General features: G+C 74.2%; 21 protein-coding genes. 12 read left to right on the forward strand and 9 right to left on the reverse strand.

What is annotated here, in order from left to right:
• The first annotated feature begins 255 nt into the window (after positions 1 to 255).
• The 4 genes from FHX81_RS01225 to FHX81_RS01240 all read left to right on the forward strand — a co-directional run bounded on the left by FHX81_RS01225 (position 256) and on the right by FHX81_RS01240 (position 5,250).
• Entirely contained in the window at positions 256 to 837 is a 582-nt protein-coding gene (locus FHX81_RS01225; protein ID WP_141974808.1) for a PadR family transcriptional regulator, read from the forward strand.
• 24 nt (positions 838 to 861) lie between these two features.
• A complete protein-coding gene (locus FHX81_RS01230; protein WP_141974809.1) occupies positions 862 to 3,609 on the forward strand; it encodes a DEAD/DEAH box helicase in 2,748 nt (915 codons plus the stop codon).
• On the forward strand, positions 3,606 to 4,703 hold the full coding sequence (locus tag FHX81_RS01235; RefSeq protein ID WP_141974810.1) for an SWIM zinc finger family protein: 1,098 nt from the start codon (positions 3,606 to 3,608) through the stop codon (positions 4,701 to 4,703). Before FHX81_RS01230 ends, FHX81_RS01235 begins: the two co-directional genes overlap by 4 nt.
• Before the next feature lie 73 nt (positions 4,704 to 4,776).
• Entirely contained in the window at positions 4,777 to 5,250 is a 474-nt protein-coding gene (locus FHX81_RS01240; RefSeq protein ID WP_141974811.1) for a hypothetical protein, read from the forward strand.
• Between the two features lie 185 nt (positions 5,251 to 5,435).
• Here the strand turns inward: FHX81_RS01240 and FHX81_RS01245 are convergent, their stop codons facing one another.
• Positions 5,436 to 5,648, reverse strand: coding sequence for a DUF5703 family protein (locus FHX81_RS01245; RefSeq protein WP_202918717.1), 213 nt, complete (start codon positions 5,646 to 5,648; stop codon positions 5,436 to 5,438).
• Complete coding sequence (locus FHX81_RS01250) at positions 5,648 to 6,610, reverse strand: YncE family protein (protein WP_211363344.1); 963 nt, start codon at positions 6,608 to 6,610, stop codon at positions 5,648 to 5,650. Before FHX81_RS01250 ends, FHX81_RS01245 begins: the two co-directional genes overlap by 1 nt.
• A gap of 172 nt (positions 6,611 to 6,782) precedes the next feature.
• On the opposite strand from FHX81_RS01250, the gene FHX81_RS01255 reads away from it, so the two are divergent.
• Positions 6,783 to 7,850: a M48 family metalloprotease gene (locus FHX81_RS01255; RefSeq protein ID WP_141974814.1), complete on the forward strand. Its 1,068-nt coding sequence runs from the start codon at positions 6,783 to 6,785 to the stop codon at positions 7,848 to 7,850.
• A gap of 186 nt (positions 7,851 to 8,036) precedes the next feature.
• On the forward strand, positions 8,037 to 8,291 hold the full coding sequence (locus tag FHX81_RS01260; protein ID WP_141974815.1) for a hypothetical protein: 255 nt from the start codon (positions 8,037 to 8,039) through the stop codon (positions 8,289 to 8,291).
• Positions 8,292 to 8,444: 153 nt separating this feature from the next.
• Here FHX81_RS01260 and FHX81_RS01265 read toward each other — a convergent pair whose 3' ends face one another.
• A complete protein-coding gene (locus FHX81_RS01265) occupies positions 8,445 to 9,410 on the reverse strand; it encodes an aldo/keto reductase (protein ID WP_141974816.1) in 966 nt (321 codons plus the stop codon).
• Between the two features lie 130 nt (positions 9,411 to 9,540).
• On the opposite strand from FHX81_RS01265, the gene FHX81_RS01270 reads away from it, so the two are divergent.
• From FHX81_RS01270 to FHX81_RS01280, 3 genes are read left to right on the forward strand one after another with little or no spacing between them, the layout of a single operon-like run.
• The gene (locus FHX81_RS01270) at positions 9,541 to 10,590 is read left to right on the forward strand and encodes an LLM class F420-dependent oxidoreductase (RefSeq protein ID WP_141974817.1); all 1,050 of its coding nucleotides are present in this window, start codon (positions 9,541 to 9,543) and stop codon (positions 10,588 to 10,590) included.
• Positions 10,587 to 11,411: an undecaprenyl-diphosphate phosphatase gene (locus FHX81_RS01275; RefSeq protein ID WP_141974818.1), complete on the forward strand. Its 825-nt coding sequence runs from the start codon at positions 10,587 to 10,589 to the stop codon at positions 11,409 to 11,411. Before FHX81_RS01270 ends, FHX81_RS01275 begins: the two co-directional genes overlap by 4 nt.
• A 10-nt stretch (positions 11,412 to 11,421) precedes the next feature.
• The gene (locus FHX81_RS01280) at positions 11,422 to 12,117 is read left to right on the forward strand and encodes a histidine phosphatase family protein (RefSeq protein ID WP_141974819.1); all 696 of its coding nucleotides are present in this window, start codon (positions 11,422 to 11,424) and stop codon (positions 12,115 to 12,117) included.
• A gap of 330 nt (positions 12,118 to 12,447) precedes the next feature.
• On the opposite strand, the gene FHX81_RS01285 is transcribed toward FHX81_RS01280, so the two are convergent.
• Positions 12,448 to 13,602 carry a site-specific integrase gene (locus tag FHX81_RS01285; RefSeq protein ID WP_141974820.1) on the reverse strand — a complete coding sequence of 385 codons (1,155 nt, stop codon included), beginning with the start codon at positions 13,600 to 13,602 and terminating at the stop codon, positions 12,448 to 12,450.
• A gap of 86 nt (positions 13,603 to 13,688) precedes the next feature.
• Between FHX81_RS01285 and FHX81_RS01290 the strand changes: the two genes are divergently transcribed.
• Complete coding sequence (locus FHX81_RS01290; protein WP_141974821.1) at positions 13,689 to 13,997, forward strand: ArsR/SmtB family transcription factor; 309 nt, start codon at positions 13,689 to 13,691, stop codon at positions 13,995 to 13,997.
• Between the two features lie 7 nt (positions 13,998 to 14,004).
• Here FHX81_RS01290 and FHX81_RS01295 read toward each other — a convergent pair whose 3' ends face one another.
• The 5 genes from FHX81_RS01295 to FHX81_RS01315 all read right to left on the reverse strand — a co-directional run bounded on the left by FHX81_RS01295 (position 14,005) and on the right by FHX81_RS01315 (position 17,862).
• Positions 14,005 to 14,370 carry a VOC family protein gene (locus FHX81_RS01295; RefSeq protein ID WP_141983651.1) on the reverse strand — a complete coding sequence of 122 codons (366 nt, stop codon included), beginning with the start codon at positions 14,368 to 14,370 and terminating at the stop codon, positions 14,005 to 14,007.
• A 113-nt stretch (positions 14,371 to 14,483) separates the two neighbouring features.
• Entirely contained in the window at positions 14,484 to 15,200 is a 717-nt protein-coding gene (locus FHX81_RS01300) for an MBL fold metallo-hydrolase (RefSeq protein ID WP_141974822.1), read from the reverse strand.
• Positions 15,197 to 16,168, reverse strand: coding sequence for a hypothetical protein (locus FHX81_RS01305; RefSeq protein ID WP_141974823.1), 972 nt, complete (start codon positions 16,166 to 16,168; stop codon positions 15,197 to 15,199). The genes FHX81_RS01300 and FHX81_RS01305 overlap by 4 nt, the downstream gene beginning before the upstream one ends.
• Before the next feature lie 117 nt (positions 16,169 to 16,285).
• Complete coding sequence (locus tag FHX81_RS01310; RefSeq protein WP_141974824.1) at positions 16,286 to 17,491, reverse strand: RNA polymerase sigma factor; 1,206 nt, start codon at positions 17,489 to 17,491, stop codon at positions 16,286 to 16,288.
• Entirely contained in the window at positions 17,488 to 17,862 is a 375-nt protein-coding gene (locus FHX81_RS01315; RefSeq protein WP_141974825.1) for a YciI family protein, read from the reverse strand. Before FHX81_RS01315 ends, FHX81_RS01310 begins: the two co-directional genes overlap by 4 nt.
• A gap of 120 nt (positions 17,863 to 17,982) precedes the next feature.
• Here FHX81_RS01315 and FHX81_RS01320 point away from each other — a divergent pair, with 120 nt between their 5' ends.
• A complete protein-coding gene (locus FHX81_RS01320; protein WP_141974826.1) occupies positions 17,983 to 18,417 on the forward strand; it encodes a YybH family protein in 435 nt (144 codons plus the stop codon).
• Positions 18,418 to 18,636: 219 nt separating this feature from the next.
• Positions 18,637 to 19,395, forward strand: coding sequence for an isocitrate lyase/PEP mutase family protein (locus FHX81_RS01325; protein WP_246107558.1), 759 nt, complete (start codon positions 18,637 to 18,639; stop codon positions 19,393 to 19,395).
• The last annotated feature ends 19 nt before the right edge of the window (positions 19,396 to 19,414 follow it).

The raw sequence follows: 19,414 nt of genomic DNA on the forward strand, positions 1-19,414 counted from the left end.
CGGCGACCGAGGGCTGGTCGAGGCGGGCGCACGCGGACAGGAACACCGTGGCGGGGTCGGTGGCGTGCAGGCCGACGAGCGCGTCGACCACGTCCTCCACCCGGGCGGCGCGGGTGGACAGCAGGTGGCGGACGCCCGGGCGGGCCCGGCGTCCGGCGTCGTCGATCCTGGCGGGCGTCACCGGCTCATCCTCGGCGATCTACCCTGACCGGCGAAACCGGGACTGCGACCCGGACCCCGCTGGACGAGGACGCGATGTCGGCAACACGGCTGCTGGTGCTCGGGGTGGTGCGCGGCTACGGGCGCGCCCACGGCTACCTGATCGGCAACGACCTGATGTCGTGGGGCGCGGGGGAGTGGGCCAACGTCAAGTGGGGCTCGATCTACCACGCGCTCAAGCAGCTGACCAAGGAAGGCTGCCTGGTCGACGACCTGGTGCCGCCGGGCCGCACGGACTACGGGATCACCGCCAAGGGGGAGGCCGAGTACCGCACGCTGCTCAGGGACGCGTTGCGGCGGCCGGAGACGCGGCCCGACCTGCTCGCCGCGGGGTTGGCGCTGCTGCCGTCGTTGACCCGCGCGGAGGCGGTGGGGCTGCTGGGTGAACGGCTGGCGGCGTTGGAGGCCAGGCGTGACGCGGCGCGTGAGCAGGCGGGGCAGTGGCGGGAGCCGACGCACGTGAAGGAGCTGTACGGGCTGTGGGAGCACACGGCGGCCACCGGTGCGGAGTGGACGCGCGGCCTGGTCGAACGCCTCGAAGCGGGCGCTTACCCGATGGCCGGGGAGCCGGGATCGCCGGGTGCGCCCGGCAGTTGGGCTATACTCAAACTTGAGTAGCGAGGGGGAGCGCTGAACACAGGGTTGGAGCGGTACGCGGCCGTCTTCGAGGTCGCCGACCCGCCACGCACGTCCACCGTCGCCTTCTACGCCGAAGACCCGGCCGACGACAGCGGGACCGACCAGCGGACACCCGGTACGCGGCCCGGTGCCGCACCCCTCGGCGTCCCCGGGTCCGACCGGCTCACCATCGCCACGCCCGACGGGGTGCGGCGGACCGTGCCCGCGCTGCGCCTGCCCGTGTCCGAGGCCGTCCCGCTGCTCAGCCGCGCCCGCCGCACCCCGCACGCCCACCCCGCCACCGCGTTCTGGGGCGCGGCGGTGGTGGTGGCGTTGCAGCTCGTCGCCCGCGGCCGGGTGCGGCCCGCGGTCACCGACGGCGACTTCGACGCGTGGCTGCTCGGCCCGCTCGACGCCGCCGACCACGCCCGCGTCCGCGACCTCGCCGACGCCATGCCCGCGCACGCCCGCGCGGTGCCGCTGCCGGGCCCCGACCCGCTCGAGCTGCCCGAGGCCGAACCGCTGCTGCGCGCCTTCCTCGACGCCGTCGCCGACACCATGCCGCGCGGCGCGGCGGCCGTGCACGCCGCCGGTGCTCCCGCGTTCGCCTCCATGGCGCCCCAGCAGGTGCCGCACCTGCGTGACTGGGCCGACCAGGGCGTGCGCATCTCGCTGCGGATCGAGGGCTTCGGCCCGTTCCGCGCGGTCGTGCAGGTCCACAGCCTCGCCGACCCGGCCCGCGTGGTCGACGCCGCCGAGCTGTGGGCGTCGGCCAACCAGCGGTCCCGGGCCGACGCCGTGATCGCCCTGCGCCGCGCCGCCCGTGCCTGGCCGCCGCTGGAACGGCTGCTCGACCAGGCCGTGCCCGACGAGGTCGCCCTGCTCGACTCCGACATCGCGCACCTGCTGGCCACCGGCGCGGTCCGCCTGGCCGGCGCGGGCGTGGACGTGCACTGGCCCAAGGACCTCGTGCGCGACCTGACCGCGAAGGTCGTCATCGGCGAACGGCCCGCCGACCGGCCCGCGTTCTTCGGCCCTGACCAGCTCACCTCCGTGAACTGGCAGCTCGCGCTGGGCGAGGACCCGCTCACCCCCGACGAGCTGGACCGCCTCGCCGAGGCGACCCGGCCCGTGGTGCGGCTGCGCGACCGCTGGACCCTCGTCGACCCCGAACTCGCCCGCCGCGCCCGCGAACGCGCCCTCAAGCCGGTCACCGCGATCGACGCGCTCGGCGCGGCGCTGACCGGCACCACCCACGTCGACGGCGTCGAGGTCGAGGTCGCCGCCACCGGCTGGCTGGACGAGCTGAGGTCCCGCCTCGCCGACCTCGACGGCACGCCCCTCGCCCAGCCCGCCGAGCTGCGGGCGACCCTGCGCGACTACCAGCTGCACGGCCTGCGCTGGCTGGACCGGATGACCTCGCTCGGCCTCGGCGCGTGCCTGGCCGACGACATGGGCCTGGGCAAGACCATCACCCTCATCGCGCTGCACCTGCACCGCAACAGCACCGTCGGGCACCACCGGGACCCCGGCCCCACCCTGGTGATCTGCCCCGCGTCGCTGATGGGCAACTGGCAGCGGGAGATCGAGCGCTTCGCGCCCGGCGTGCCCGTCCGCCGCTTCCACGGCCCGCGCCGCGAGGTCGCGCACGAGGGCTTCGTGCTCACCACCTACGGCACCATGCGCCTGGACGCCGACCGGCTCGCCGACGTCGACTGGGGCCTGGTCGTCGCCGACGAGGCGCAGCACGTGAAGAACCCCGCCTCCGACACGGCCAAGGCGCTGCGCCGCGTCCCCGCCCGCGCCCGCGTCGCCCTCACCGGCACCCCGGTGGAGAACACGCTGTCCGAGCTGTGGGCCATCCTCGACTGGACCACCCCCGGCCTGCTCGGCACCCGGGCGCGGTTCCAGGCACGGTGGGCCGGCCCGATCGAAGCCGACCACGACCACGAGACCGCGCAGCGGTTCGCCCGGCTCGTGCGGCCGTTCCTGCTGCGCCGCCGCAAGACCGACCCCGGCATCGCGCCCGAGCTGCCGCCCAAGACCGAGACCGACCAGCCCGTCGCGCTCACCCGTGAACAGGCCGTCCTCTACGAGGCCGTCGTGCGGGAGCTCATGGCGGAGGTCCGCGAGGCCGACGGCATCGCCCGCCGCGGCCGGGTCGTCAAGCTCCTCACCGGACTCAAGCAGGTCTGCAACCACCCCGCCCAGTACCTCAAGGAGACCTCGCCCAAGCTCGCCGGCCGGTCGGGCAAGCTGGAGCTGCTCGACGAGCTGCTCGGCACGATCCTCGCCGAAGGCGGCGCGGTGCTCGTGTTCACCCAGTACGTCGCCATGGCCCGCCTCATCGAACGCCACCTCACCGGCCGCGGCGTCACCAGCCAACTCCTGCACGGCGGCACGCCCGTCCCCGCCCGCGACGCCATGGTCCGCCGCTTCCAGGACGGCGAGTGCCCGGTGTTCCTGCTGTCGCTCAAAGCCGCGGGCACCGGCCTCAACCTCACCCGCGCCGACCACGTCGTGCACTACGACCGGTGGTGGAACCCCGCCGTGGAGGACCAGGCCACCGACCGGGCCCACCGCATCGGCCAGACCCGGCCCGTGCAGGTGCACCGGCTCATCGCCGAGGGCACCATCGAGGACCGCATCGCCGCGATGCTGCGCGCCAAGCGCGACCTCGCCGACGCCGTCCTGGCCCGCGGCGACGCCGCGTTCACCGAACTGTCCGACGACGAACTGGGCAACCTGGTCGAACTCAGGAGCGGCACGTGAGCGACCGCGTGAAGGGCTTCCCCGCGTTCGGCAAGGGCGTGCGCCGCGCCCGCTCCTGGTGGGGCAAGGCGTGGCTAAAAGCCCTGGAGGACACCTCGCTGGACCAGGCGCCGCTGCGCCAGGGCCGCAAGTACGCCCACGCCGGCCTCGTCGGCACCATCACCGTCAGCCCCGGCCGCCTCGCCGCGACCGTCTACGACACCGAGGACACCCACCACACCGTCGTCCGCGTCACCGAGCTCACCGACGGCGAGTGGAACCGGTTCCTCGGCCAGATCGCCGTCAAGGCGGGCCACCTCGCCGCGCTGCTGGACCGCGAGATGCCCCGCGAGCTCGCCGACGCCGCCGCCGACGCGGGCGTGCCGCTGCTGCCCGGCATCGGCGACCTCGACCCCGAGTGCACCTGCCCCGGCTGGGAACTGCCGTGCCGCCACGCCGCCGCCCTGTGCCACCAGGCGTCGTGGCTGATCGACGCCGACCCCTGGCTGCTGCTGCTCCTGCGGGGCCGCGACCAGGACGAAGTCGTCGCCGGCGCCCGACCCGCCAGCGGCGTGCTCGCCACCGCCGCCTACGCCCGACCGGTTCCCGACCTGCCCGACGACCCGCCACCCGGCGAACCCGGCCCGCTGCCCGAGTTCGAACCCGCGCCCGGCCTCGACGTCGACGTGCTGCGGCTGCTCGTCGCCGACGCCGCCGCCAAAGCCCGCGACGTCCTCGCCACCGGCCGGTGGCCCGCACCCGACGACCGCCGCGACCACATCCGCATGGCCGCCGCCCACCCCGCCCTGCGCGACCGCCTCGACGCCGACCCCCGCGCCGTGCGCGCCTGGCGGCAGGGCGGCCTCACGGCTCTCGACGTCCTCGAACAACCCTGGACACCCGACAGGACCGACACCGCCCGCGCCCGCGCCGCCTGGGACAGCGGCGAACTCCCCGAACCGACCGTGTGGCGCAACCGCTGGACCGTCCACGACCGCCAACTCCGCTACGGCCGCGACGGCCGCTGGTACCCCTACCGCTCCGTCGACGGCGACTGGTGGCCCACCGGCACCCCGCACCGCGACCCGACGGCGGCCCTCACCGACGCCGACTGACCCCGGTCCCACCCGAAGCGGCGGCTCGCGGAAAAGCACCCGGCGCCGGGGGAGGGTGGCCTACGCTCGCGAGGTGGTCGACTCACCACCGAACCCCACCCAGGTGCGGCTGACCAGCCCGCGCTCGGCCCGCGTGCAGAAGACCCTCGCGGCCGTCGTCGCGGTCGCCGTGCTCGTCGGCGGCACGATCACGGTGGCGCGCTCGGACACGTGGTGGGAAGTCGCGCTGTGGGTGGCCGCGTCCCTGCTGGTGCTCTTCATCGCGGTGAGCATCGGCGCGAGCGCCGCCGAGGACGCCCGCGCGAGCGCCGCGCTCCGCGCCACCGCCGTGCCGTCCCGCGCGGCCGTCGTCGGGGCCGAGTACATCGACGACGGCGAAACCACCGCCTACCTGCTGACGCTGTGGATCACCCCGCCGGGCGGCACCGGTTTCCAGGTCCAGCACCGCTGCGACGACCTCACGTGCGTCACCGCCGCCCAGCGACCCGACCCGGTGCTCGACGTCCTGGTCGACCCGGAGGTCCGCACCTGGGCCGTGGTCCACTGAGCCGGATCGTCCACACAGGACCATTCAGGGTTGAAATCGCAGGTCAAGCCCGCTTCACCACACCTGTGGTACCACACCTGTGGTAGTCGTCCGAGTCGATCCCCCCCTGGCACTCCCGCACCGAACGGCACCGCCGCCACCGCCCGGACGGTGACGCCCACCAGGACCCGCCCCGCCGGACGGCCCTAGGTGATCACGCCCGGCATCACGGCGGCCGTCCGCTTGCGGCGCAGCCACACCTTCCGCGAACCGTCGCCGAACAGCAGCGTCCGCGACAACTCCCACCCCGCGAACTCGGCGTGGATCGCCAGCTGCGTCGTCGCCGTGCGACGGGAGACACCGGCCGGCAGCCGCAGCGGCCGGTACTCCCAGTCCCCGTCGACCACCCCTTCGCCCATCATCCGATCACCTGCATCCCTGCGCCGTCCCCGGACGCGACGAACACGCGCCCGCTGCCTGGATCGACCGCCACCGAGTCCGGCTGGCGGACCGCGGCGAACCGGTGCCGCTCCACCGGCTCCGCGCCGGCCACGTCGAACGCCACCACCTCGTTGCGCCCGGTGAGCGTGATCCACACCAGGTCGCGCGCCTCGTCGTAGGCCATCCCGTACGGCTCGCCCGGCACGGGGTAGCGCAGCCGCATGATCAGCGGACCGGTGGAGAACGCCATCAGCTCACCGCCTCGCGTGTCCACCACGAACACCCGGCCGAACCGGTCGGCCACGGCGTTCGTCGCGCCCTCGCCCGCCCGCAGCCCCGCTCCCGGGCCGTCGGCCGCCGGGTCGAGGTCGAACACCGCGCTGCGCGGCCGGTCCAGCACCACCGCCGCGCCACCCACCGCCACCAGCCGGTCCGGGCTGGAGATGCCGCGCACCACGTGCCCGTCCACCGACACCTGCCGCAGGTCGCGCTGCGCGACCAACGTCCGGTCGCCCACCCGCGCGGTGTCCACCGGCGCGCCGTCCACCGCGCGCTGCGACGACGTCCCGTCCGGGCGGATGGTCACCACGACACCCGCGGGCACCACGGCCTCCACCACGTCACCGACGGTCACCAGCCGTTCCGCCGGACCGGGCAACGGCACCACGACGGGGTCGCTCAGCGTGTCGAGGGGGTACAGGGCCACCGACGGCGGTTCGGCCAGCGCCACCGCCACCCGCCCGCCGGCGACCGCGACCGACGTCGCCCGACCCGACGGCACGACGCGGCCCTCCGGGGCCGTCGCCTGATCCGGTGACACCGCGGGCCGCGCGGGCTCCAACGTCGCCGCGAGCTGCAGCGGATCGGCCGGGTTCTCCTCGGTCGCACAGCCCGAGACCAACGCGACCCCGGTGAGCACTACCGCCGCCAGTCGGCGCAACGTCGGACCTCCCAGTCGACCCCGTTCAGCCCTCCCAGCATCCATCACCGAACCACCATCGTCACGCAGGGGGCGGGTGTTGTCGTTGGTCTGGGCAGGTGATAGTCGGCCGCCACCCGTACCCCTCGGCCGCCCTCGGCGACTAACCCCAGTGAACGGGGGAGGCGTCGCGATGACCGTCGAGGAGCTGCGGGACCGGCACGTGCGACTGCTGCGGGACCGGCGGGTGGTCGACCACCTCGGCCCGCCCGCGCACCCCGCCGACACCGCCGCGCGCTACCACACCTGGACCCAGGTGGCCGCCGAACCGCTGCCCGACCTGCTCGGCCGGCTGGTCGACGCGCGGGTGCGGCCCCGCGCGTACCGGCCCGCGCACCTGCACCGCCAACAACGCACGCTCGACGCCCTCCAGCCCGAGGTGCTGCACCTGGCCCGCGCCGCCGGCTGGGACACCGCCACGCCCGTGCTCGCCGGGGTGTTCCCCACCGGCACCCTGGACACCCTCAGCGTCCCCGTGCCCGGCCGGGGCGTGCTCGTCCTGGTCGACACGGCGCTGCCGGACCTGCTCGGCGCCGTGCTCAAGACCATGACCGGCGCCCTGCCGAACTACGGCACACCGCCCCTGCTCAGCGGCGAGCAGGCGTCCTTCGCCCTGGCCGAAGCCGTCAACGCCCACCTGTACGGCAACGGCGCGGTCCAGGCCCGGCCGCTGCCCGAGCTGTCCGGGCAGCGCGCCGCGCTGGTCTCGCTGATGGCTCGGCGCGCCACCCAGTTCGTGCTGGCCCACGAGTTCGGGCACGTGCTGGCCGGGCACCTGGCGCACGCCCGCCGCCGCACCGACCCCGGCACGCCGGTCGGTGCGCTGGACGCCCAGTCCGTCGGCTGGCGCCGCGAGCACGAAGCCGACCGGATCGCGGCCGTGATCATGCTGCGCAGCCTCGACGACCTCGGGCACCGCGAGCTGGAGGCGCACGAGCCGTACCTGGTCGCGGCCGTGCTGCTGGTGCTGTTCCTGCACGAGGTCACCGACCGGCTCGCCGACGAGCTCGGCCTCACCGTCCCGTTCGCGGGCAACCACCCGCCGCCCGTGCGCCGCATCCAGACCCTGGTCGAGCACCTCGCCGGGCAGGTCCGCACACCCCGCGCCCTCGACCTCGCCGCCGACGCCGCCACCTGGCTGGAGGACCGGCTCGGCGACGTGCGGGAGTGGTTCCGGCTGGTCGCCGACACCCTCCGCTGACGCGGCACCGCATCGCCCGGACGGCTCAGCCGCCGCGAACGGGTCGCGACCACAGCCGACACGGCCGGGTGGCGCGGTTCACCCGCGAGCCTGGTTCGCGGCCACCGCCCACCCGTGCCGCCGCGCCGCTGGTGCGATCCGGGTGCGGGTGACGACACCGCCCGCGCTCATCGAGGGAGGACCATCATGGCCACGTACAACACCGAGATCGGCACCGGCAGCGGTGGCTGGCAGCCCGACGCCGACCTGACCGTCCAGATCGCCAACCGCGGGCAAGTGGTGCCCGCCGACGGCAAACCCGGGACGGGCACCACCGTCACGTGGAGCGGCGACCAGGGCAACGGCAGCGTCACGTTCTTCGACAACGGCGCCACCTTCTCCGGCAGCGCGCAGTTCCCCGGCGAGGGCCCGGTCGGCTACCGGGGCACCTACGCCGGCTGACCCACGGCCCGCCGTTCCGCCGCGGCCCGGGGGTCGTGGCGGAACGGCGGGCGGCCGAGCCCCACCCCGGCCGGACGACCCACCGGTCCGGGCCGGCAACCCGCCCGCGATCCCGCGTGCGCCGCCCTCACGACGCTCACCCGCCCGGCCGGCTCACCCCATCGGCCGTTCCGGGTAACCGAACTCCACCGCGCTCACGTCGTCCAACGCCGCCCGGATCGCCGGGGGCAGCGTCAGCTCCTCGGCCGCCAGCGACCCCAGCAACTGGACGGTGTCCCGCGCGCCCACCACCGGCGCCACCACGCCCGGCCGGTCCCGCACCCACGCCAGCGCCACGCACAGCGCGTTCGTGCCCAACCCGTCCGCCGCCGTCGCCACCGCCTGCACGATCCGCGCCGCCCGCTCGGTGCGGTGCTGCTCCACGTACCCGGCGAAGTGCGCCGACGCGCCCCGCGAGTCCGACGGCGTGCCGTTGCGGTACTTGCCGGTCAGCACGCCCCGGCCCAGCGGCGCCCACGGCAGCAGCCCGATCCCGTGGTGCTGGGCGGCCGGCACCACCTCCCGCTCCACGCCGCGCTCCAGCAGCGAGTACTCCACCTGCGTCGACACCAGCGGCGTGTGGCCCGGCAGCGCCGCCGCCGTGCCCAGCTGCCAGCCCGAGTAGTTCGACACGCCCGCGTACCGGACCCGGCCCGAGGTGACCGCCGCGTCCAGCGCGGACAGCGTCTCCTCCAGCGGCACGTTCGCGTCCCACGCGTGCAGCTGCCACAGGTCGATGTGCTCCACGCGCAACCGGCGCAGCGAGCCGTCCAGGGCGTGCAGCAACGCACCGCGGGACGCGCCGCCGCCGAACGGACCGTCGTTGCGCCGCGCCACCGCCTTCGTCGCGATCACCAGCTCCTCGCGCGGCACGACCTCGCCCAGCAGGCCGCCCAGGATCCGCTCGCTCTCGCCCTCCACGTACACGTCGGCGGTGTCCACCAGGGTGCCGCCGGCCTCGGCGAAGGCCAGCAACTGGGTGGCCGCCTCGTCCGCGTCGGTGTCCCGGCCCCAGGTCATCGTGCCCAGGGCCATCCGGGAGACCCGCAGTCCGCTGCGCCCGAGGTATCGCTGTTCCACGCGGGGGAGCCTAAAGGGTGATCGACTTGCCGGTGGGTCGTGGCACGCGCGGGGTCGAGGCCCAATCCCGTCACGATCGGGGCACACCCGCCCTGGCGAACCAGGTTACCGACCGGTAGGGTCCCGGGTCGTGCGACTGGGACTGAACCTCGGGTACTGGGGCGCGGGCAACGACGCCGCGAACCTCGAACTGGCCAGGGAAGCCGACCGACTGGGCTACTCGGTGGTGTGGGCCGCCGAGGCCTACGGCTCCGACGCGCCCACGGTCCTGGCGTGGGTGGCCGCGCAGACCGAGCGCGTCGACGTCGGCAGCGCGATCCTGCAGATCCCGGCCCGGACGCCGGCCGCCACCGCGATGACCGCCGCCACCCTGGACTCGCTGTCCGGCGGCCGGTTCCGGCTGGGCCTGGGCGTGTCCGGCCCGCAGGTGTCGGAGGGCTGGCACGGCGTGCGGTTCGACAAGCCGCTGGGGCGCACCCGCGAGTACGTCGACATCGTCCGCGCCGCGCTGCGCCGCGAGCGGCTGAGCTACGCCGGCGAGCACTACACGCTGCCGCTGCCCGACGGCCCCGGCAAGGCGCTCACGCTGACCGTGCACCCGGTGCGCGAGCACATCCCCGTCTACCTGGCCGCCATGGGCCCCCGCAACGTCGAGCTCGCCGGGGAGATCGCCGACGGCTGGCTGGCCCTGTTCCTGTCGCCCGAGCACTCCGGCGACGTGCTGGCGTCGCTGCGCGCGGGCCGGGAGAAGGCGGGCAAGACCCTCGACGGGTTCGACATCGCCGCCACCGTCCCCCTGGTCGTCGGCGACGACTGGCGCGCCTGCGCCGACGTCATCCGCCCCTACACCGCGCTCTACGTCGGCGGCATGGGCAGCCGGAAGAAGAACTTCTACAACGACAACGCCGCCCGCATGGGCTTCGCCGCCGAGGCGGCCGAGGTCCAGGAGCGCTACCTCGCCAAGGACTACGAGGGCGCGATGGCCGCCCTGCCCGTGGACTTCCTCGACGCCACCGCCCTGCTCGGCCCGAAGGAGCGCATCGCCGACCGGATGCGCGCGTTCGCCGAAGCGGGGGTCACCACGCTCACCCTTTCGCCCATGCTGCAAGATCTCGATCAGGGGATCGCCGCGCTCCGCACGGCGATCGAAGCTCTGGATCTGGCAGGAGTGGGTAGTTGAGCTGGTTGCAGGCCATCGTCCTCGGACTCGTCCAAGGACTCACGGAATTCCTGCCCATTTCCTCGTCGGGTCACATCAGGATCGTCTCCACGCTGTTCTTCGGCAACGACGCGGGCGCGTCGTTCACCGCGGTCATCCAGCTCGGCACCGAGGTCGCGGTGCTGATCTACTTCGCCAAGGACATCGGCAACTTCATCGGTGCCTGGTTCCGCGGCCTGTTCAGCAAGGCCGCGCGCAAGACCGAGGACTACCGCATGGCCTGGTACGTGATCATCGGGTCGATCCCGATCAGCGTGCTGGGCTACCTGTTCAAGGACGAGATCCGGTCGTCGCTGCGCAACCTGTGGATCACCGCCACCGTGCTGGTGGTGTTCGGCCTGCTGCTCGGCCTGGCCGACCAGTTCGCCCAGCACATCCGCACCAAGCTCCAGCTCAAGGACGCCATCGGCATGGGCCTGGCCCAGGCGCTGGCGCTGATCCCCGGCGTGTCCCGCTCCGGCGGCACCCTCACCGCGGGCCTGTTCCTCGGCCTGGACCGCGCCTCCGCGGCCCGCTACTCGTTCCTGCTGGCCCTGCCCGCCGTGTTCGGCGCGGGCATCTTCAGCATCCCCGACGTGCTCGAACGCGCCGAGCCCAACGCCGCCTCCGTGCCGCAGATGATCGTCGCCACGATCGTGTCGTTCGGGGTCGGCTACGCCACGATCGCGTGGCTGCTGCGCTACGTCTCCAAGCACAGCTACTCGGTGTTCGTGTGGTACCGGCTGCTGCTGGGCATCGTCCTGATGGGGCTGCTGTCGATGGGCCTCATCAACCCGACATAGGGTTGACCCCGTGGCTACCGTGATCTTGCTGCGACACGCCCGCTCCACCGCCAACGGAGCGGGCGTGCTCGCGGGGCGCCAACCCGGCGTGGCGCTGTCCGAACGGGGCGTGGAGCAAGCCGCGGCACTGGTCGACCGGCTCGCCGGCATCCCGGTCGCCGCCGTCGTCACCTCGCCGCTGCAACGCTGCCGGGAGACCCTCGCGCCCCTGCTCGACCGGCTCGGCCTGGACGCCACCGCGGAACCCGACCTCGCCGAGGTCGACTACGGCCAGTGGACCGGGCGCGAGATCAAGGACCTGCTCGAGGAACCCCTGTGGTCGGTCGTGCAGCAGCACCCCTCCGCCGCGGTGTTCCCCGGCGGCGAGGGCCTGGCCACCGTGCAGTCGCGGGCCGTGGCCGCCATCAGGGCCCACGACGCCCGCGTCACCGCCGAACACGGCCCGCGCGCCGTGTGGGTCGCGTGCAGCCACGGTGACGTGATCAAGGCCGTGCTGGCCGACGCGCTGGGCGTCCACCTCGACGGCTTCCAGCGCATCGTGGTCGACCCGGCGTCGGTGTCGGTCGTCCAGTACACCGAGCACCGGCCGTTCGTGCTGCGCGTCAACGACAACGGCGGCGACCTGTCCGCCCTCGTGCCGCCGCCGGAGAAGGCGGGGGAACCGCCGTCCTCCGACGCGGTCGTGGGCGGTGGCACCGGCGCGTGAGCAGCGCGTGACCCCCGGACAGTGCAGGGTAGTCCGGGGGTCACGGTGCGCTTGGCCGGGGCGGGCGACCTCGTGCCGACGATCGTATTGGCGCGGACGCGCCGGTGAACGCCCCGCGACGCGCGGACCGCTCGGCGGTGTCGCGGCACCCGCGCAGGTCAGCCCGCCCGCCTCGCCCGAGCCCGCAGCCAAAAGCCCAGCTCAACAGGGGTGGAAACAGCGCCGAAACAAACCGCGCAAGAGCCCTGGCGCGCCAACCGGCTAGCCCGTTCGGTTCCGCCCGGACGGACCGGGCGTGTTAGAAGTTAACAACCCACCGTGCGCTCTTGATCACAGTCCGAGGCGGGTGACGGCGTTGTCCTCCAACGGGTTCGCCGTGCGGATGTAGCGGTGCACGGTCCGCGGGTTGGTCCAGCGGCCCTGCCGCATGATCTCCCGGTCGCTCGCGCCGCCCAGCGCCGCCTGCGTGGCGAACCCGGCCCGCAGCGAGTGCCCGCCGAACAGCGCCGGGTCCAGCCCCGCCCGCGCCGCGTACCGCTTCACCACGTCCGACACCGCCCGGTCCGACATCGACCGGCCACCCAGCCGGCCGTGCTTGCTCACCGACGGGAACAGCGGTCCGCGTGCCGGGTCGGGACGGTAGGAGTGGCAGCGGTGCGTGGCCGCCGGCCCGCCCTCGTCCTCCAGCAGCGCCCGCGCGTCCGGCGCGGTCAGCACGTCCACCCAGTCCGCGAACGCGCACACCGGGCACGTCGGCCGCCGCGCGCCGCGGGGCAGCACCACGCGCTGCCGGTGCGCGCCCGTCCGGTCGGTCTTCGTCACGCCCAGCTCGACCAGCAGCAACGGCTCGTGCGTGCGCGGGTCCACGTCCACCGTGACGTCCTCCAGCGCCACCGCCGCCAGCTCGCTGCGCCGCAACGCGCCCGCGAACCCCACGAGCAGCAGCAGCGCGTCACGCCGCCGCGCCACCCCGGTGGGCCAACCGGGCGGCGGCAGTTCCGCCAGCAACGCCTCCAGCGTGCCCAGCAGCACCGGCCGCTTGCGCCGCGGCTGCGCCTGCCGGGTGCGGCGGACACCGCGCAACGTCAAGCGCACGACGTCCGAGCGCGTGGGGGAGGGCAGCCCGCCGGCCGCGTGGACCGCGGCGATGGCCGCGGCCTTGCGCTCCAACGTGGACGGCCCGAACGCGGGGGAGCCGTCGGGTTTCGTCGCGTCGGCCGCCACCGCCAGGTACACCGCGACGTCCACCGGGTCCGCGGGCAGCGCCGTGCGGCCCTCGGCCTCGCACCACGCCGCCCACCCGACCCAGTCGGAGCGGTAGGCGCGCAGCGTGTTCGCGGACTGGGCGGCGCGCAGGTAGCCGGCCAGGGCGTCGGCCTGCTCCGCGTCGAACCGGCGGCGGACCTGCTCCAGCGCGGCGAAGTCCACCAGCGCCGCGTGCCGCACGCGGTCGAGTTCCGCGCGCACCGGCTCCGGCAAGGTCACCGCGCCACCGTAACAGCTTCGGGATGCTTGATATCTTCAGTGTGGAGTAATAGACCTCTTAACCAGGGTCGCTACTATGCGAAACCGTGCGCGCTCTACAACACCCGGACGTGGAGGACCTTCGGCTCCCCACCGTTCTCAGCGCGCTCGCGGACCCGGTTCGGCTGCGGATCGTCGCCGAGCTCGCACGATCGGGTGGGATCGTGTGCGGGGACTTCGACGTGCCGGTCAGCATGTCGACGCTGTCGCACCACCTGAAGGTGCTCCGCGAGGCCGGGGTGCTGCGCGTGACGCCGCAGGGCAGCTACCGCAAGCACGAGCTGCGGCGCGACGAGATGGAACGCCGGTTCCCCGGCGTGCTGGACTCCATCACCAGCGCGATCGAAGCACCCTGAGGGCCGGTCACCAGCCTTCCAGGAACAGGCAGAACGGGTGACCCGCGGGGTCGAGGTAGACCCGCACGCCCTCCTGCGGCTGGAAGTCGGCGAGCGTGGCGCCCAGCGCGACCGCGTGCGCCCCGGTGGTCTCGAGGTCGTCCACCAGGATGTCGAGGTGCGCCATCATCCGCTGCCTGCCGTCGGCCGCGGGCCAGGTGGGGCGCTGGTAGTCGGGTTCGGTCTGGAACGACAGCCCCGCCCCGCCGTCGGCCGGGCGCAGGGTGGCCCAACCGGGTTCGTCGTCGCGCAGCGGCCAGCCGAGCAGGTCGCGGTAGAAGCGGGCGAGGGCTTGGGCGTCGGGTGCGTCGAGCACCGTCGCGGTCAGCTTCAGCACACTGTTGATTTTCACCCGGCAGGGTGATCTTCGCAGTGTGGCCGGGCCGGGCCGGGCCGGGTCGCGGGTGCCGCCGTGTCGTGGTGGCCGTGCTGCGGCGGCGTGGAGTTTCACCTGATCGTGAAGGTCTCGCCGGGGCGGGCGACGGGGGCGTGGGCGCGTTCGGCGGCTTCGGCGGTGCTGAGGGTGTGGCCGACGTGGGTGAGCAGGAGGCGTCGGGCGCCGCGGGCGGCCGCAGCGGCGTCCTCGGGCGTGCAGTGGTGTGGTCCGGCGCCGTCGGCTTCGCAGAGGACCAGGTCGGCGCCGGTGGCGAGGTCGTCGAGGGCGGGGCAGGGGCCGGTGTCGCCGGAGTAGGCGAAGGTCGTGTCGTGGTGGGTGGCGCGCAGGCCGAAGGCGGGCAGGCCGTGGTGGACGGCGCGGCTGGTGAGGGTGAGGTCGCCGATGTCGGCGCGGTGGCCGTCGTGCAGTTCGTGGACGTCGAACGCGGCGGCGGCGGGGTTGGGTGCGGCGCCTTCGAGGAAGGTTTCGAGCCGGTCGGCGAGTCCGGGTGGGCCGTAGAGGGGGATGGGGGCGCGGGGTTGTTGGTCGGCGAACAGCAGCGCGTAGTAGTACGGCAGGAGGTCTGCGGCGTGGTCGGCGTGGGTGTGGGAGATCCAGACGGCGTCGAGGAGGTCGGGTCGGTGGTGGCGTTGCAGTTCGGCGAGGGTGCCGGGGCCGGCGTCGACCCAGACGGCGGTGTGCTCGGTGCGCAGCAGGTAGCCGGAGCAGGGGTTGCCGGGGCGCGGGTAGGGCGTGGCGGTGCCCAGGACGGTGAGGCGGAAGGTCACGGGGCAGTGTGGCGCAGGACGTGCACGCCCGCCGCTGTTTTGAGGTAGGCCCAGGTGGTGGTGCCGGTGGTGGCGAGGCCGACGTGGGAGGCGGAGGCGCGGGCGAGGTCGTCGGGCAGGGCGACGGTGGTCCACCGGTCGCCGGTCCAGCGGTGGAAGGCGGGGCGGGTCTCGAAGGAGCGGTGGCCGGCGCGCACGCCCCAGGTCCAGCCGGCGGCGACGCCGTGGACGCTGAGGCGGCCGGTGTCCCGGGGTGCCGGGACGGAGGTCCACTGCTCGCCGTCCCAGCGGTGGACGCGCAGGCCGTCGGTGTCGCGGACGTGGCCGAGCCAGATGTCGTCGGGGGTGGTGGCGGCGAGGCGGGCGACGTGGCCGCGTTCGGTGCGGGGTCCGGTGACCTCGGTCCAGGCGTGGCCGTCCCAGTGGACGAGCACGGGGTACTCGTAGGTGGCCGGGCCGGCGCCGGCGAGTCCGCCGCCGCCGGCCCAGAGGTCGTGGGGTCCGGCGGCGGTGATGGTCTGGAGGCTCTCGCGGGCCGAGGACAGGGCGGTGCGCAGGCGCCAGGCGGTGCCGTCGTAGTGGAGGGTGTCGGGGCCGGTGCCGACGACGTGGACGTCGTCGCCGGTGGCGGCGACGGCTTTGGCCCAGGTGATGCGGGGTGTGGGGACGATGTCCCAGGTGGTGCCGTCGTAGTGCAGGAGCAGCGGGCGGCCGTCGCTGTTGCCGACCGCCCAGACGTCGTCGGGTGCGGCGGCGGAGACGCCGGACAGGCTGGCCGGGGCGGGCAGCTCGGGCAGCGGCTCGACCTGCCAGGTCTCGCCGGTCCAGCGCAGCACGAGTGGCGCGGTCGGGCGGCTGGTGAACACGCCGGTGGTGCCCGCGAGCCAGGCGTGGTGCTCGCCGGCGGTCGCCAGGTCGGCCAGTGCGGTGCTGGGCGGCAGCACGGGCACCGGCACGGGTCGGAACAAGCCAACTCCCCCTCGATGGGTCGTCCCCCGACTCATCGCGTGGTCCAGCTCATCGGCCGGGGTGCCGCCGCGCCAGCCGCCGAACGGCGGTTTGTGGTTGGGGCGACGGCACGCCGGCTACCCGTGTTCGGCGCGGTTCTCGAGGTAGCGGCGTTCCGGCAGGCTCAGGGTGGCACGGGCGGCGCGGGCGTAGTGCGCGCGGGCGGTGTCGTGGTCGCCGGCGAGGTCGAGCAGGTGGGCGCGGACGGCGTCGACGCGGTGGTGGCCGGCCAGTGCCGGGTCGGTGGCGGCGTCGTCGAGGCGGGCCAGGGCGGTGGTGGGTCCGTGGACCATGGCGGCGGCGACGATGCGGTTGAGCGCGACCATGGGGCCGGGCGCGATGGTGTGCAGGAGGTCGTAGAGGGCCAGGACCTGCTTCCAGTCGGTGTCGGCGGTGGTGGGTGCTTCGGCGTGCAGGGCGGCGATGGCGGCTTGGAGCTGGTAGGGGCCGATGGCGGTGGTGGTGAGGGCGTGGTGGACCAGCCGGGTGCCTTCGGCGATCATGGCGGTGTCCCAGCGGGTGCGGTCCTGGTCGGCCAGGGGCACGAGGGAGCCGTCGGGGTCGGTGCGGGCGGGTCGGCGGGCGTCGGTGAGCAGCATGAGGGCGAGCAGTCCGGCGGTTTCGCCGTCGTGGGGCAGGCGGGCGTGCAGTTCGCGGGTGAGGCGGACGGCTTCGCCGGAGAGGTCGACGCGGTGCAGGTCGGCGCCGGAGCTGGCGGTGTGCCCTTCGGTGAAGATCAGGTAGAGGACGTGGCGGACGGCGTCGAGGCGGGTGTCGCGTTCGGTGTCGGGCGGCGGGTCGAAGCGGGCGCCGGTGGCTTTCACGCGCTGCTTGGCGCGGCTGATGCGTTGGGCGACGGTGGTTTCGGGGACCAGGAACGCCCGGGCGATCTCGGCGGTGGTGAGGCCGCCGACGGCGCGCAGGGTGAGCGCCACCTGGGACGGGGCTGTCAGTGCCGGGTGGCAGCACAGCGTCAGCAGGGTGAGGGTGTCGTCCACGCCGGGCGGTGGTTCGGTGTCGGGTGGGGTCAGGGCGAACGCGGTCTCCTCGCGGCGGCGGCGCGCGGTGTCGGCGCGGTGGATCTCGATGCGGCGGCGTGAGGCGACGGTGATGAGCCAGCCGGCGGGGTTGTCCGGGATGCCGTCGGCGGGCCAGCGGGTGGCGGCGGTGAGCAGGGCTTCCTGGACGGCGTCCTCGCAGGCGTCGAAGCCGCCGTGGTGGCGCAGCAGGGCGCTGAGCACGCGTGGCGCGAGTTCCCGCAGCAGCGGGCCGATGCCGGTCACCGCAGGAAGTCGTCGAGGGACGGCCGCACGGGCCGCACCTCGACCAGGCCCAGGTGTGCCTCGGGGATGCGGGCGGCGATCTCCACCGCGCGGTCCGGGGTCGCGACCTCGACCAGGTAGAAGCCGGCGAGCAGTTCCTTGGCCTCGGCGAACGGCCCGTCGGTGGTGAGGACCTGCCCGTCGCGCACGGCGATCCGGGTGGTCCGGGCGGGGTCGGTCAACGCCTCGGAGACGACGAGTTCGCCGGAGGCGGCCAGTTCCTCGTCGAGCGCGGCGTAGGCGTCCAGGCCGGTCGCCCGGTCCTGGTCGGCCATCCGGTCCCAGATCGCGCGGGACTCGGGGTTGCTGTAGATCAGGACCAGGTACTTCACCAGAACCCTCCGAGGAAATCCGAGAAAGCCGGTCCGGGGATGTCGAGAACGGGTGCCCAGCTTCTACGTCCCCCGTGACGGGTGCCCGACGGGGGTGCCCCGGCGGAGAGGAACACCACCATGAGCGAGTCCGACGACATCCGCGACCTGCTGGACCAGCGTGCCGCCGCGATGCGGTCCGGGGACGCGGACCGCCTCGTCGCCGACTACCTGCCCGACGCGGTGACGTTCACCCTCGCGCCGCCGCTCAAGCACACCGCGCCCGAGGTCGGGGACCCGGAGGGGATGCGGGAGTGGTTCGCGGGCTTCGACTCGGCGGTGGACTACGAGGTCCGCGACCTGCACGTCACCGTCGAGGGCGACCTGGCGTTCGGCCACAGCCTCAACCGCGTGTCGGCGGTGCCGCGGGGGCACGGGGAGGCGTTCGACCTGTGGTTCCGCGCCACGGTGTGCCTGCGGCGGGTGGGCGGTGCGTGGCGGATCGCGCACGAGCACACGTCGACCCCGTTCCACATGGACGGCAGCTTCTCGGCGGCGCTGGACCTCACGCCGTAGGCACCGCGGGCGGATTCCGCGAAAGGCGTCGAAATGGACATCGGGGAATCAACTTCGCGGCACGTCGGAAATCGACTCGTGCCGTGGTGGGAGGGCAAGGGAGCGCGGTGTTCGGTGGGAGGCGAACTGGCAGTATTGGCGGCGCTGATCGAGTGATCACCACGTGGAACGGGGTCGGGTCGCGGCGCGACGACGGCCCCAGTCGTGACGGGAGTCGATGTGACCAGGACCGATGTGACCGAGGCGGCCAAGGCGCTGCGCGCGCTGCACGTGCCGGGCAGCCCGCTGGTGGTGCCCAACGCGTGGGACGTCTCGTCCGCCCGCGTGTTCGCCGAGGCGGGCCACCCGGTCGTGGCGACCACCAGTGTCGCCGTGGCCGCCGCGTTAGGTTTCCAGGACGGGCACGACATGCCCGCCGACGTGGCGTTCGACGCCGTGCGCCGGATCGCCGCCGCCGTCGAGGTGCCGGTGACCACCGACATCGAGCGCGGCTACGACCTGCCGCCCGCCCGGGTCGGCGAGCGGCTGGCCGAGGTGGGCGCGGCGGGCTGCAACCTCGAGGACTCCGACCCGCGCTCCAAGGCCATGGTGGACGTGGCCGAGCAGGCCGACTTCCTGGCCGCCGTGCGCGCCGCCAACCCCGAGCTGGTGATCAACGCCCGGATCGACGAGTTCCTCAACGGCGGCAAGTCGTTCGACGACGCCGTGCGGCGCGCGCAGGCCTACTTCGAGGCGGGCGCGGACTGCGTGTACCCGATGCGGCTGCCCGGTGACCGGGTCGCGGAGTTCGTCGAGGCGGTCGGGCGGCGGCCGGTGAACATCGCGCACGGGCCGGGCGCGCCCACCCCGAACGACCTGGCGCCGCTGGGCGTGGCGCGGGTCAGCTTCGGACCGGGTCTGCACAACGTGCTGATGATGAAGCAGCTCAAGAAGATGGCCACCGACATGCTCGACGGCGGAAGCCCGTACCGCGGCTGAACTACCCGCCGGTAACACC

The organism is Saccharothrix saharensis (genome assembly GCF_006716745.1).
GTDB classification, from domain to species: Bacteria; Actinomycetota; Actinomycetes; order Mycobacteriales; family Pseudonocardiaceae; genus Actinosynnema; species Actinosynnema saharense.

Coding starts and splice junctions, on each gene's coding strand:
- FHX81_RS01225 (WP_141974808.1), top strand. CDS start 256: ATGTCGGCAACACGGCTGCTGGTGCTCGGGGTGGTGCGCGGCTACGGG.
- FHX81_RS01245 (WP_202918717.1), bottom strand. CDS start 5,648: ATGGGCGAAGGGGTGGTCGACGGGGACTGGGAGTACCGGCCGCTGCGG.
- FHX81_RS01255 (WP_141974814.1), top strand. CDS start 6,783: ATGACCGTCGAGGAGCTGCGGGACCGGCACGTGCGACTGCTGCGGGAC.
- FHX81_RS01260 (WP_141974815.1), top strand. CDS start 8,037: ATGGCCACGTACAACACCGAGATCGGCACCGGCAGCGGTGGCTGGCAG.
- FHX81_RS01320 (WP_141974826.1), top strand. CDS start 17,983: ATGAGCGAGTCCGACGACATCCGCGACCTGCTGGACCAGCGTGCCGCC.